Annotated in this window: 9 protein-coding genes; 1 reads left to right on the forward strand and 8 read right to left on the reverse strand. The window is 69.9% G+C overall.

Features of this window, described 5'->3' with window-relative positions; all coding sequences use genetic code 11:
• Positions 1 to 77: 77 nt before the first annotated feature.
• From AQJ46_RS02985 to AQJ46_RS03015, 7 genes are all read right to left on the reverse strand, one after another.
• A complete protein-coding gene (locus tag AQJ46_RS02985; protein WP_059204050.1) occupies positions 78 to 2624 on the reverse strand; it encodes a sensor histidine kinase in 2547 nt (848 codons plus the stop codon).
• Positions 2625 to 2626: 2 nt separating this feature from the next.
• Entirely contained in the window at positions 2627 to 3310 is a 684-nt protein-coding gene (locus AQJ46_RS02990; protein ID WP_059204051.1) for a response regulator, read from the reverse strand.
• 131 nt (positions 3311 to 3441) lie between these two features.
• The gene (locus AQJ46_RS02995) at positions 3442 to 4110 is read right to left on the reverse strand and encodes a potassium-transporting ATPase subunit C (RefSeq protein ID WP_059204052.1); all 669 of its coding nucleotides are present in this window, start codon (positions 4108 to 4110) and stop codon (positions 3442 to 3444) included.
• A 5-nt stretch (positions 4111 to 4115) separates the two neighbouring features.
• Positions 4116 to 6242, reverse strand: coding sequence for a potassium-transporting ATPase subunit KdpB (kdpB, locus tag AQJ46_RS03000; RefSeq protein ID WP_208616862.1), 2127 nt, complete (start codon positions 6240 to 6242; stop codon positions 4116 to 4118).
• Complete coding sequence (gene kdpA / locus AQJ46_RS03005) at positions 6239 to 7903, reverse strand: potassium-transporting ATPase subunit KdpA (protein WP_059204053.1); 1665 nt, start codon at positions 7901 to 7903, stop codon at positions 6239 to 6241. The genes kdpB and kdpA overlap by 4 nt, the downstream gene beginning before the upstream one ends.
• 6 nt (positions 7904 to 7909) lie before the next feature.
• Positions 7910 to 7999 (reverse strand): K(+)-transporting ATPase subunit F, encoded by a 90-nt coding sequence (kdpF, locus tag AQJ46_RS03010; RefSeq protein WP_037770757.1) that lies wholly within the window; start codon positions 7997 to 7999, stop codon positions 7910 to 7912.
• A 221-nt stretch (positions 8000 to 8220) separates the two neighbouring features.
• Positions 8221 to 10062, reverse strand: coding sequence for an APC family permease (locus tag AQJ46_RS03015; RefSeq protein WP_059204054.1), 1842 nt, complete (start codon positions 10060 to 10062; stop codon positions 8221 to 8223).
• Positions 10063 to 10322: 260 nt separating this feature from the next.
• On the opposite strand from AQJ46_RS03015, the gene AQJ46_RS03020 reads away from it, so the two are divergent.
• On the forward strand, positions 10323 to 10853 hold the full coding sequence (locus tag AQJ46_RS03020) for a hypothetical protein (protein WP_059204055.1): 531 nt from the start codon (positions 10323 to 10325) through the stop codon (positions 10851 to 10853).
• Positions 10854 to 10888: 35 nt separating this feature from the next.
• Here the strand turns inward: AQJ46_RS03020 and AQJ46_RS03025 are convergent, their stop codons facing one another.
• Entirely contained in the window at positions 10889 to 13408 is a 2520-nt protein-coding gene (locus AQJ46_RS03025) for a sensor histidine kinase (RefSeq protein ID WP_059204056.1), read from the reverse strand.
• Between the last annotated feature and the right edge of the window lie 210 nt (positions 13409 to 13618).

The raw sequence follows: 13618 nt of genomic DNA on the forward strand, positions 1-13618 counted from the left end.
GGGCGGCGTACTCCGACACCACGTCGGGGTACGCCGCCCCGGCGGCGTTCTGCATCAGCGCTTGTCACTCGACAGTCCTACGCGATCGCCGTACTGGACAGGTCCGGTTCCGGCGATGGCGGGTGGCTCGCCGCCATGGGCAGGGTCAGCACCATGGTGAGGCCGCCGCCCGGTGTGTCCTCGGCGTGCAGGGTGCCGCCGATGGCCTCCGTGAAGCCGCGGGCGACGGCGAGTCCGAGGCCGACGCCGTTGCCGCGCGGTGAGTCGCCGTAGCGCTGGAAGGGCTCGAAGATGCGGTCCTTGGCCTCGTCCGGGACGCCCGGGCCGCGGTCCACGACCCGAACCTCGACGCGGTCGGCGATGGCGCTCGCCTTCACCAGCACACGTGTGTCCGCAGGGCTGTACTTGACGGCGTTCTCGACCACGTTGGCCACGGCCCGCTCCAGGAGGCCCCGGTCGACGTCGACCATCGGCAGGGTCTCCGGCACGTCCATGTCGACACTGTCCTCGGGGACGCCGCCGAGCGCCATCGGGATCACCTCGTCGAGATCTGTCTCGCGGACGAGCGGAGTGACCGTGCCCGTCTGGAGGCGGGACATGTCGAGGAGGTTGCCGACGAGGTGGTCGAGGCGGTCGGCGCCCTCCTCGATGGCCTCCAGCAGGTCCGCCTGGTCCTGCTCCGACCACTCGACGTCGTCCGAGCGCAGTGACGTGACCGCCGCCTTGATCCCGGCGAGCGGAGTACGCAGGTCATGGCTCACCGCGGCCAGCAGTGCGGTGCGGATGCGGTTGCCCTCGGCCAGCGTCCGGGCCCGGACCGCTTCCTCCTGCAGCCTCCGGCGGTCCAGGACGACGACGGCCTGCGCGGCGAAGGCCGCGAGCACCCGCCGGTCCTCGGCCGGCAGCACCCGTCCCGTCAGGGCCAGTGCCAGGTGATCGCCGACCGGTACGTCGACGTCCGCATCGTCGGGGACGGCACAGGGCTGTGGGCCCACGCTCCCGGCGCAGGTCCACGGCGCGACGTCGCTCTCGCGCTCCAGCAGCGCCACCGACTCCATACCGAAGGTCTCGCGGACACGTTCGAGGAGCGCCTCCAGGGTGGTCTCGCCGCGCAGGACGTTGCCGGCCAGAAAGGAGAGGATCTCCGACTCGGCTCTCAGGCGAGCGGCCTGATGGGTGCGGCGGGCCGCCAGGTCCACGACCGAGGCGACGGACACGGCGACCCCGACGAAAATCGCGATGGCGACGATGTTCTTCGGATCGGCAATGGTCAGGGTGTGGACGGGTGGGGTGAAGTACCAGTTCAGCAGGAGGGAACCGGCCGCCGCCGAGGCCAGGGCGGGCAAGAGGCCGCCCAGCAGGGCCGCCGCCACGGTCATGGCCAGGAACAGCAGCATGTCGTTGGCGAGCCCGACGTCGGGAGACATGCTGCTCAGCAGCCAGGTCAGCAGGACGGGGCCGCCCAGACCGGCTAGCCAGCCCCAGATCAGGCGGGACCGGCCGAGGCGCGCGCTCCGGGCGACCGGGAGCCCGCGCCCCTTGCCCACCTCGTCGTGGGTGATGAGGTGGACGTCGAGGTCGGGTCCGGAATCGCGGGCGACCGTGGCGCCGACGCCCGGACCGAAGACGTACTGCCAGCCCTTGCGTCGGGAGACGCCCAGCACGATCTGGGTGGCGTTGACCCCGCGCGAGAAGTCCAGCAGCGCCACCGGTATGTCGTCGCCGACGACGTGGTGGAAGGTCCCGCCGAGGTCCTCGACGAGGGTGCGCTGGACGGCCAGCTCCTTCGGGGAGGCCGCGGTCAGGCCGTCGCTGCGGGAGATGTAGACGGCGAGCACCTCTCCGCCCGCGCCCTTCTCCGCCAGCCGGGCCGCTCGGCGGATGAGCGTACGGCCCTCGGGGCCGCCGGTCAGGCCGACCACGATCCGCTCGCGCGAGCCCCAGATCGTGGAAACCCGGTGTTCGCTGCGGTACTCGGTCAGATAGGCGTCGACCCGGTCGGCCACCCACAGCAGCGCCAGCTCGCGCAGGGCGGTCAGGTTTCCGGGCCGGAAGTAGTTCGACAGGGCCGCGTCGACCTTGTCCGGCTGGTAGATGTTGCCGTGCGCCATCCGCCGCCGCAGCGCCTGCGGCGACATGTCGACAAGCTCGATCTGGTCGGCCCGGCGTACGACCTCGTCCGGCACCGTCTCCCGCTGCCGTACGCCCGTGATCGACTCCACGACGTCCCCGAGCGACTCCAGGTGCTGGATGTTCACCGTGGAGACGACGTCGATCCCTGCCGTCAGCAGTTCCTCCACGTCCTGCCAGCGCTTCTCGTTGCGCGAGCCGGGGATGTTGGTGTGGGCGAGTTCGTCCACCAGCGCCACATCGGGGCGGCGCGCGAGGACTGCGTCCACGTCCATCTCCGTGAAGGTGCTGTCCCGGTACGCCAGTTCCCTGCGCGGGATCTGTTCCAGGCCGTGCAACATCACCTCGGTGCGCGGCCGGTGGTGGTGCTCGACGAAGGCGACCGCACAGTCGGTGCCCCGCTCCACACGGCGGTGCGCCTCGGACAGCATGGCGTAGGTCTTGCCGACGCCGGGGGCCGCGCCGAGGTAGATCCGGAGCTTGCCGCGTGCCATGTTCATCCTTCGAAGCGGTAGCCCATGCCGGGCTCGGTGATGAGGTAGCGGGGGTGGGAGGGATCTGTTTCCAGTTTGCGCCGCAGCTGGGCCATGTAGACGCGCAGGTAGTTGGTCTTGTTGCTCTGGGAGACGCCCCACACCTCCTGGAGCAGGTGCTTCTGCGTGATCAGCCGCCCCGGGCTGGTGACCAGGATCTCCAGCAGGTGCCACTCCGTCGGCGTGAGGCGAACGTCGAGACCGCCTCGTACGGCCCTCTTGGCCAGCAGGTCGATGGTGAAGTCGGCCGTCTCCACCAGCGTCGTCCCGGGTTCGAGCCGTGCCTCTTCGGTGCGACGGACGGCGGCCCGCAGTCGGGCCAGAAGTTCGTCCATGCTGAAAGGCTTGGTGATGTAGTCGTCGGCGCCGGCGTCGAGCGCGGCCACCTTCTCGTCGGACGCCTGCCGGGCGGACAGCACCAGGATCGGCACCCTGGTCCATCCCCGCAGTCCCTTGATGACGTCGACACCGTCCATGTCGGGCAGCCCCAGGTCGAGGAGGACCACGTCGGGCTGACGGGCGGCCGCGAGCCGCAGCGCGGTGGTGCCGTCGGGGGCCGCGTCGACCCCGTACTGGCGTGCCTGGAGATTGATGATGAGGGCCCGTACGAGTTGCGGGTCGTCCTCCACCACCAGCACCCGTGTCATGGGCGTGCGCCTTTCCTGTCGTATCGGGCCATGAGCGCCGGAGGCCGTGCAGCCGACCTCATGGCGATGGGAGTTGGCGGAACCCGGTTCTCCCCGGACCCGCCAACTCCCCTGTGGAGCGCGTAACGCCATCAGCTCTTCGCCGCGAGTTCCTTGAGCGCGATGTTGAGTTCGAGAACGTTCACCCGGGGCTCGCCGATGAAGCCGAGGGTGCGGCTCTCGGTGTGGTCGTCGACCAGCTTCTGCACCTGGGCCACGGAGAGTCCGTTCTTCTCGGCGATCCGGTGGACCTGGATGTCCGCGTACTGCGGGGAGATGTCCGGGTCCAGGCCGGAACCGGAGGAGGTCACCGCGTCGGCGGGCACCTCGGACGGCTTCACCGTGTAGCCGTTCACCGAGTTGTCCTTGACGACGGCGGCCTTGGCGGCCGTCACCCAGTCGATCAGGTCCTTGTTGTCGGCGGACCGGTTGGTCGCGCCGGAGAGGATCAGTTTGTACTGGGTGTTGACGCTGTTGGTGCCGAGACCGTTCTGGGGGCGCCCCTGGAACCACTTCAGGTCCGGCTCCGGGGTCTCCTGGCCCTTCTTCAGTGGCAGGTTGTACGACTGCCCGATGAGGGACGAGCCGACGACCTTGCCGTCCGACTTGATCTCGGAGCCGTTCGCCTGGTCGCGGAACAGCCCCTGGGCGATACCGGTCACCACCAGCGGGTAGATGACGCCGGTCACCAGGGTCAGCACGAGGAGGGCGCGCAGGCCTGCCCAGAGCAACCGGGCAGTGTTCGATACCGAGTTGTTCATGGGGATCAGCCGATTCCGGGAATGAGGGAGATGAGCAGGTCGATGAGCTTGATGCCGATGAAGGGGGCGACCAGGCCGCCGATGCCGTAGATCGTGAGGTTGCGGCGGAGCAACTTGTCGGCACTGACGGGCCGGTATCGCACGCCCTTCAGGGAGAGCGGGACCAGCGCGATGATGATCAGCGCGTTGAAGATGACGGCGGACAGGATCGCGGAGTCCGGTGACGACAGGCCCATGATGTTGAGCTTGTCCAGGCCCGGGTAGACCGCCGCGAACAGCGCCGGGATGATCGCGAAGTACTTCGCGACGTCGTTGGCGATGGAGAACGTCGTCAACGCGCCCCGGGTGATGAGGAGTTGCTTGCCGATCTCGACGATCTCGATGAGCTTGGTCGGGTTGGAGTCGAGGTCGACCATGTTGCCGGCCTCCTTCGCGGCCGACGTACCCGTGTTCATCGCCACGCCGACATCCGCCTGGGCGAGCGCGGGCGCGTCGTTGGTGCCGTCGCCGGTCATCGCGACGAGTTTGCCGCCGGCCTGCTCCCGCTTGATGAGGGCCATCTTGTCCTCGGGAGTGGCCTCCGCGAGGAAGTCGTCGACACCGGCCTCCGCGGCGATGGCCTTGGCCGTCAGCGGGTTGTCACCGGTGATCATGACGGTTTTGATGCCCATGCGGCGCAGCTCGTCGAACCGCTCCCGCATGCCCTCCTTGACGACGTCCTTGAGGTGGATGACGCCCAACACCCGGGCGCCGTCGGTGTCCTCGACCGCGACGAGCAGCGGAGTGCCGCCCGCCTCGGAGATCCGGTCGGTGAGCGCGCCGGCGTCCTCGGACACCTCGCCGCCCTGTTCCCGCACCCAGGCGACGACCGAACCGGCCGCACCCTTGCGGATCTTGCGCCCGTCGACGTCCACGCCGGACATCCGGGTCTGTGCGGTGAAGGCAATCCATTCGGCGCCGGTGAGTTCGCCCTGGTGGCGCTCACGCAGGCCGTACTTCTCCTTCGCCAGTACGACGATGGAGCGGCCCTCGGGCGTCTCGTCGGCCAGCGACGACAGCTGGGCGGCGTCGGCGAGTTCGGCCTCCGTGGTCCCGCTCACCGGTACGAACTCGGACGCCTGACGGTTGCCGAGCGTGATGGTGCCGGTCTTGTCGAGCAGCAGCGTCGACACGTCACCTGCCGCCTCTACCGCCCGGCCGGACATGGCCAGCACGTTGCGCTGCACGAGCCGGTCCATGCCGGCGATGCCGATCGCGGAGAGCAGCGCGCCGATGGTCGTGGGGATGAGGCAGACCAGCAGCGCCACCAGCACGACCATCGTGAGGTGGGTGCCCGCGTAGTCCGCGAACGGCGGCAGGGTCGCCACTGCCAGCAGGAACACGATCGTGAGCGAGGCGAGCAGGATGTTCAGCGCGATCTCGTTCGGCGTCTTCTGCCGGGCCGCACCCTCGACCAGGTTGATCATCCGGTCGATGAAGGTCTCGCCCGGCTTCGTCGTGATCTTGATGACGATCCGGTCGGACAGGACCTTCGTGCCACCGGTCACCGCGGACCGGTCTCCGCCGGACTCCCGGATGACCGGCGCGGACTCACCGGTGATCGCAGACTCGTCCACGGAGGCCACACCCTCGACGACGTCACCGTCGCCAGGGATGATGTCGCCGGCCTCGCAGACGACCAGGTCACCGATCCGCAGCCCGGTGCCGGGCACCTGCTCCTCCGACTCGCCCACGAGCCGTCGGGCGACCGTGTCGGTCTTGGCCTTGCGCAGGGTGTCCGCCTGCGCCTTGCCACGGCCCTCGGCGACCGCCTCCGCGAGGTTGGCGAAGACGACGGTCAGCCACAGCCAGGCGCTGATCGTCCAGCCGAACCAGTCGCCCGGGTCCTTGAACGAGAAGACGGTGGTCAGCACCGAGCCGATCCACACCACGAACATCACGGGCGACTTGACCATCACCCGGGGGTCGAGCTTGCGGCAGGCGTCCGGTAGCGACTTCAGCAGCTGCTTGGGGTCGAAGAGGCCTGCGCCGACACGGCTCTCCTTGTGACCGGTCGGGACGTCCTGGTGGGGTGCGCGGGTCGGGGCGGCTGTGGACATCGAGTCCTCTTGCTTCTGCGTGTCGGTCGTCATGACGCCAGCCCCTCGGCGAGCGGACCCAGCGCGAGGGCCGGGAAGTAGGTCAGACCGGTGATGATCAGAATTGCGCCCACCAGCAGGCCGGTGAACAGGGGCTTCTCGGTGCGGAGTGTGCCCGCGGTGGCGGGCACCGGCTTCTGCTCGGCGAGTGAACCGGCCAGTGCCAGCACGAACACCATCGGCAGGAAGCGGCCCAGCACCATGGCCAGCCCCAGCGTGCTGTTGAACCACTGGGTGTCCGCGTTCAGACCGGCGAAGGCCGAACCGTTGTTGTTCGCGGCCGAGCTGTAGGCGTACAGGATCTCGGAGAATCCGTGCGCGCCGCTGTTGGTCATCGAGTGGCCCGGGGTGGGCAGGGCCATCGCGGCGGCGGTGAAGATGAGCACCAGCGCCGGGGTGATGAGGATGTAGCAGGCCGCGAACTTGATCTCGCGGGTGCCGATCTTCTTGCCCAGGTACTCGGGCGTGCGGCCGACCATCAGACCGGCGATGAACACCGCGATGATCGCCATGACCAGCATGCCGTAGAGCCCGGAGCCCGTGCCGCCGGGCGCGATCTCGCCCAGCTGCATGCCCAGCATGGTGATACCGCCGCCGAGACCGGTGAACGAGGAGTGGAAGGAGTCCACCGCTCCGGTCGAGGTGAGCGTGGTCGACACCGCGAAGATCGACGAGGCGCCGACCCCGAACCGGGTCTCCTTGCCCTCCATCGCTCCCCCGGCGATCTGGAGCGCCGGACCGTGGTGCGCGAACTCGGTCCACATCATCAACGCGATGAACCCGACCCAGATGGTGGCCATGGTGGCGAGGATCGCGTAGCCCTGCTTGAGGGAGCCGACCATGATGCCGAAGGTGCGGGTCAGCGCGAACGGAACGACCAGCAGCAGGAAGATCTCGAAGAGGTTCGTGAACGGGGTCGGGTTCTCGAAGGGGTGGGCGGAGTTGGCGTTGAAGTAGCCGCCGCCGTTGGTGCCGACCTCCTTGATGGCCTCCTGCGAGGCGACCGCGCCGCCGTTCCACTGCTGGTGCCCACCCACGAACTGGCCGACCTCGTGGATGCCCGAGAAGTTCTGGATGGCACCGCAGGCGACCAGCACGATCGCGGCGACGACGGAGAGCGGCAGCAGGATGCGGGTCACACCGCGCACCAGGTCCGACCAGAAGTTGCCGAGCTCGCCGGTGCGGGCGCGCGCGAACCCTCGTACGAGCGCCACCGCCACGGCGATACCGACGGCCGCCGAGACGAAGTTCTGCACCGCGAGCCCGGCCGTCTGTACGACGTGGCCCATGGCCTGCTCGCCGTAGTACGACTGCCAGTTGGTGTTGGTGACGAAGGAGGTGGCGGTGTTGAACGCCTGGTCCGGGTCGATCGCCTTGAAGCCGAGCGAGCCGGGCAGGTGGCCCTGGAGTCGCTGGAGCAGGTAGAGGAAGACGACGCTCACGGCCGAGAAGGCGAGGACGCAGCGCAGGTAGGCGGGCCAGCGCATCTCGGTGTTCGGGTTGGCACCGATGCCCTTGTAGATCCACTTCTCGAAGCGCCAGTGCGTGTCCGAGGAGTAGACCCTGGCCATGTAGGTGCCGAGGGGGACGTAGGCGAGCGCCAGCGCCGCTATGAGCGCGAGCAACTGGAGCACGCCGGCGAGTACGGGACCCATGCTGTCTCAGAACCTCTCGGGGAAGATCAGCGCGAGGACGAGATAGCCCAGCAGGGCGACGGCCACGACCAGGCCGACGACGTTTTCGACGGTCACAGCTTCGTCACCCCTTTGGCGACGAGGGCCACCAGCGCGAAGACCGCGACAGTGGTGACGACGAAGGCCAGATCGGCCATCGCGAACTCCTGGAGTGAGGTTCGGGTGGAACGGACGATTAGAGGTAACCGCTTCTGTGGCCGGATTCGGCCGCCGTTGACGCCTCTCTTACGGCGGCCCCGGCACCTTTGACGGGACTCTGACGCGGCCGGAGGCGAGGGTCACAGCAACCGGAAGCGCAGCCGGCAGATGACGGCGTCGGTCTCCCTGCGTACGGCGTGGGCGACGACGGCGCCCCGCTGGTTCTGCAGCAGCCGCTGCCACAGCCGCTCGGGCTCGGCCTCCGGAATGAGGACAGTGACCTGGGTGGCCGGTTCCGACGTGGCGACCTCGCGCACGTACGCGGCGATGGGACGGCCCAGGCTACGGCTCTGGCAGGTCAGCCGGACCAACGGCACCCCGGGGTCCCACTCCGCCCAGGAGCGCTCCAGCGCGTGCAGCTGAGCCCTGTCCTCGGGGTCCGGGTAGCAGACGGTGACCGCGCGTACCTCGTCGCCCAGGGAGGCCGCCGCGGTCAGCGCCTCGGACGTCAGTCGCGAGAGGGAGGACACGGGGACGATCACCAGCGAGCGCTCGCGATGAGGTGTCTCGGGGATACTGCCCAGGCCAAGGCGCTCCCCAAGACGGGCGTATGCGCGGTGAACAGCGATGAAGGCCCCCACCAGCAGCGGCAGGGTAACCATCACCAGCCAGGCGCCATCGTCGAACTTGCTCGCCGTGACGACGACTGTGGAGACGCCTGTCAGCAGCGCGCCGAAGCCGTTCAGCACGGCCTTGCCCCGCCAGCCCCGCCCTCGCTCCTGACGCCAGTGCCGCACCATGCCGACCTGGGCGATCGTGAAGCCGATGAAGACCCCGATCGCGAACAGCGGCACGAGGGTGTTGGTGTCGCCACCGGAGAACACCAACAGTGCTGCCGAGACCACGGCCAGGGCGAGCACACCGTGCCGGTGCACCTGCCGATCGGCCTTCAGCGCGAACACGTGCGGCAGGTAGTTGTCACGCGCCAGCAGCTTCAGCAGCACCGGCAGCCCGCCGAACGACGTGTTCGCGGACAGGGCCAGCAGGATCACCGTGGCGAACTGGATGACGTAGAAGGCCCAGTTGTGGCCGAGGGAGGCGTCCGCGAGCTGGGCGAGGACGGTGACGCCCTCGGCCGGCTGGAGGTGGAAGCGTGAGATCAGTACCGACAGGCCGATCAGCATCAGACCGAGGACGGCACCGAGGGCGACCTCCGCGTGCTGGGCGCGCTTGGCGCGCGGGACACGGAAGGAGGGGACGGCGTTGGCGATGGCCTCGACGCCGGTCAGGGCACTGCACCCGGAGGCGAAGGCTTTCAGCAGGAGCAGGGCGCCCACGGTGGTGGCGTTGTCGGCCAGCACCGACGCGTGACCGTCCGCCGTGGCCGTACTGACGGGGGCGGATCGGAACAGCCCGACGCCGATCAGCACGAAGATCGAGCCCACGAACACCACGGTCGGCACGATGAACACCTTCGCCGACTCGACGATGCCCCGCAGGTTGACCACCGTGATCAGCGCCAGCACGGCCAGGCACAGCCACAGCCGGTCGCCGTACAGGGCCGGGAAGGCGGAGGTCAGCGCGGCCACTCCGGCCGTGACGGCGACAGCGACGTTCAGGACGTAGTCCAGGACCAGCGAGGCGGCCGCGACCAGGCTCGTCCGCGCGCCGAGATGGGTCTTGGCGACGGCGTACGACCCGCCACCGTCCGGGAACGCGGCGATCACCTGCCGGTACGAGGCGACCAGCACCGCCAGCAGACCCGCGATCGCCAAAGTCACCGGGAGGGTGAACCCAAGGCCGTGGGCGCCGGCCGCGGCCAGCACGAGGACGATCGCCTCGGGGCCGTAGGCAACGGACGCCATCGCGTCGAGGGAGAGTGCGGCGAGGCCCGTGACGGCGGTCAGCCGGTGGCGCTCGCCGGTATCGGGCGGCTCTTCGTCGGCGGGGGTCGCGCCCGGCTCGACGGTCAGGACGGACATGAGTGCGTGCTCCTTCTTCCCTTGGCTTCCCTTGGCTTCCCTTGGCCGCGCATGAGGGCTGTGGTGTGCGCGGTGCACTCAGGTTGTGTCCGTCTCCGGCCGGGACGGACTGCTCCTTGCGAGTTCTTCGCGCCGAACGGGCCGACATTGACGGGTCCTTGACGGTGATGTGACCCAGGTGACAGAGCCGTTGGAACAGAGCCGTCAGAGTGGCGTCAAAAGGGAGGCGATCCGGCCATGCGGATACCTACGGTCGGCGCATGGCACCCCGCAACGACGCGCGCGGCCCCGCGGACGCGGCGCACGATCTCCTCTGGGCGCGCGACGTGCGGGACTCGGTGCGCTGCGCCGGCGTGCTGCTCGCCCTGACCCTCCTCCTCGACTGGGGCACGGACCGGCTGTCGCTCTGGCGCGGCGCACTGTGGGTCGCCTCGGCGCTGCTCCTCTTCGTCGTGCTGTGTCCCGCCCGCGTCCGGGCCGGCGAAGACTGGCTGTCCGTGCGTAGGACGCTGCGCGAGCGACGCGTCCGTACAGATCTGCTGGTGTCCGTCCGCTGCCTTGACGGCGTCTCCCAGCGGCTCGTGCTGCGGGACGCGTTCGGCGGGCGGGTGGAGATCGACCCCGAAGTCCTGGTGAGGAACCCGCCGTTGTGGTTTCGTCTGGAGGCGGGCGCCCGGAAGGCTGCGGCCGGTGGCACGCTGCTGTGCGGAGCGACCGCCTTGCGCCGCCTCTCCCTGCGCGTCGACCGCGAGGCCGCCCAGGCCGTCTTCAAGGTTTCCGGCCTGGAGTGACGCCCTCGGAGACGGCCTCCTCTGGAGTCGTCCCTTCACGCACCGCCTACGTTGCGCGCACCACGCGGGTGGTGCGGGCCGGTCGGGGAGGGCACAGGCTCGGTCCGTTCGGCGAAGGGCAGCGACACGACCATGGTCAGGCCGCCGCCGGGGGTGTCCTCGGGGGTGAGGGTCCCGTTCATCGCCTCGGTCAGGCCCCGGGCGAGGGCGAGTCCAAGGCCGAGGCCGGTGGTGTTGTCGGTGTCGCCGAGCCGTTGGAAGGGCTCGAAGAGGCGGTCGCGGCCGGCCGGCGGGAGGCCGGGACCGCGGTCCACGACACGCAGTTCGACCCGGCCCGCGAGTGCGCTGGCGGTGACCAGCACTTTCTGTCCGGGCGGGGTGTGGCGGGCGGCGTTGCCGACGAGGTTGGCGACGACGCGTTCCAGCAGCGGCGGATCGGCCAGCACGGCCGGGATCTCCTCCATGTCCCGCACCTCGGCCCCTGGCGCGTCGGCCAGCGCCATCGGGAGCACCTCCTCCAGCGTCGTGGCCCGCAGGTTCAGCGTGAGGACCCCGGCATCCAGGCGGCTGAGGTCGAGGAGGTTCTCCACGAGGCGGTTCAGCTTGGCCATGGACTCGTCGGCGGTGGCCAGGAGTTCGTCGCGGTCCTCCGGCGAGAACTCCACCTCACGGCTGCGCAGCGAGGTCACGGCCGCCCAGCCTGCGGCGAGCGGGGTGCGCAGGTCGTGTCCGACGGCCCGCAGCAGTGCCGTACGCATCCGGTCCGCGGCTTTGACGGGCTCCACTTCGGCCGCGGCTTCGGCAAGCCGGGCCCGCTCGACGGCCGAGCCCACGTGTGCGGCGAACGCGGCCAGCACCCGCCGCTCGGAGGACGACAGAGTGCGTCCGCGCAACGCGAGCCATGCCTCCGGCCCCGCGGGCACCACCGTGGCGTCCTCGGCATCGGGCGGCTCGTCGACGAGTTCCGCCGTCTCCATGCCGAAGGTCTCCCGCGTGCGTCCCAGCAGTGCCGGGATCGTCGCTCCGCCCCGCACGATGCTGCCGGCCAGCGAGGACATGGTCTCGGCTTCGGCGGTGGCACGCGCCGAGCGGCGTGACAGGCGCAGGGAACGGTCGACGACGGCGGCCACAGTGGCGGCCACCACCGCGAACACCCCGAGCGCGAGAAGCGCGTTGGGGTCCTCGAGCGTGAACGAGCCGATGGGCGGGATGAACCAGTAGTTCAGCAGCAGGGACGCCGTCACCGACGCGATCAGCGCCGACAAGACCCCGCCTATGCAGGCCACGCCGACCACCGTGAGCAGGAACAGCAGCGCCTCACTGGTCAGGTTGACCGTCCCGCGTACCTGTGCGAGGACGACCGTGAGCAGCACCGGCAGCACCAGTCCGGCCACCGGCCCCGCGATCTGCCGGGCCGTGGACAGGGTGCGTCGCCGGGACGGCAGCAGGGTGCCGCGGCCTGCCCGCTCGTGGGTGACGCGGTGGACGTCGATGTCGCCCGACAGCGCGGTCACGGTCTCCCCGGTGCCCGGCCCGGTCAGGAACCGCTCCAGTCGGCCCCGGCGGCTCGTACCGAGGACCAGCTGGGTGGCGTTCTCGGCGCGGGCGAACTCCACCAGCGCGGTGGCGATGTCGTCGCCGACGACGGAGTGGTAGCTGCCGCCGAGATCCTCCACCAGCCGCCGCTGGCGGGTCAGTGAGGCGTGCGAGAATCCGGCGGCGAGTCCGTCGCTGCGGGCCACGTGCACGGCCAGCAGATCGCCGCCCGCCGACCGCGCGGCGATCCGGGCGGCCCGCCGGACCAGCGTGTCGCCCTCCGGCCCACCGGTCAGCGCGACGACGACCCGTTCCCGCGTCTCCCACACACCGCCGATGCCGTGCTGCGAGCGATAGTCCTGGAGGGCCTCGTCGACCCGGTCGGCCACCCACAGCAGCGCGAGCTGCCGCAGCGCCGTGAGGTTGCCGGGCCGGAAGTAGTTGGCGAGAGCCGCGTCGACCTTGTCGGGGGCGTAGATGTTGCCGTGCGCCATCCGGCGGCGCAGCCCCTCCGGCGGCATGTCCACCAGCTCCACCTGGTGCGCGCGCCGGACGACGTCGTCGGGCACCGTCTCGTGCTGCGGCACATGCGTGATCTTCTCGACCACGTCGTTGAGGGACTCGAGGTGCTGGATGTTCAGCGCCGTGACGACGTCGATGCCGGCAGCGAGCAGTGCCTCGATGTCCTGCCAGCGCTTGGGGTTGCGGCCGTCCCCCGGAACGTTGCTGTGCGCGAACTCGTCGACGATCGCCACCTGCGGGCGACGCGCGAGGACCGCGGCGAGGTCCATCTCCTCGAACCGCCCGCCACGGTACGAACAGCGGGCACGCGGCACGACCTCCAGGCCGTCCAGCATCTCTTCCGTGCGGGCCCGGTCGTGGCACTCTGCGAAGCCGACCACCACATCCGCCCCACGGGCGGCACGGCGCCGCCCCTCATCGAGCATCCGGTAGGTCTTGCCGACTCCCGGGGCCGCCCCGAGGTAGACCTTCAGCCGTCCGGGCCGTACGTCACTCATCGCCGCCGACGCGCTCCGCTCACTGCCTCAACTCCCACGGGAGACGGGTTGCTTCCCCCTACCGAAGCGCTTTCGACGGGCGGCCGGGCCCGCGTTAGCGCGTTCTTGGCGCCGATCACGGCGACCTTGACACTGTCTTGACATCCTTGGGCCGGATAGGGTGAGTGCGGTGTGCCGGGAAGTCTGGTCGGCGGGGAGTCAGAGCGGCTC

This window comes from Streptomyces canus (genome assembly GCF_001514145.1).
Lineage (GTDB): Bacteria > Actinomycetota > Actinomycetes > Streptomycetales > Streptomycetaceae > Streptomyces > Streptomyces canus.

Coding starts and splice junctions, on each gene's coding strand:
- AQJ46_RS02985 (WP_059204050.1), bottom strand. CDS start 2,624: ATGGCACGCGGCAAGCTCCGGATCTACCTCGGCGCGGCCCCCGGCGTC.
- AQJ46_RS02990 (WP_059204051.1), bottom strand. CDS start 3,310: ATGACACGGGTGCTGGTGGTGGAGGACGACCCGCAACTCGTACGGGCC.
- AQJ46_RS02995 (WP_059204052.1), bottom strand. CDS start 4,110: ATGAACAACTCGGTATCGAACACTGCCCGGTTGCTCTGGGCAGGCCTG.
- kdpB (WP_208616862.1), bottom strand. CDS start 6,242: ATGACGACCGACACGCAGAAGCAAGAGGACTCGATGTCCACAGCCGCC.
- kdpA (WP_059204053.1), bottom strand. CDS start 7,903: ATGGGTCCCGTACTCGCCGGCGTGCTCCAGTTGCTCGCGCTCATAGCG.
- AQJ46_RS03015 (WP_059204054.1), bottom strand. CDS start 10,062: ATGTCCGTCCTGACCGTCGAGCCGGGCGCGACCCCCGCCGACGAAGAG.
- AQJ46_RS03020 (WP_059204055.1), top strand. CDS start 10,323: ATGGCACCCCGCAACGACGCGCGCGGCCCCGCGGACGCGGCGCACGAT.
- AQJ46_RS03025 (WP_059204056.1), bottom strand. CDS start 13,408: ATGAGTGACGTACGGCCCGGACGGCTGAAGGTCTACCTCGGGGCGGCC.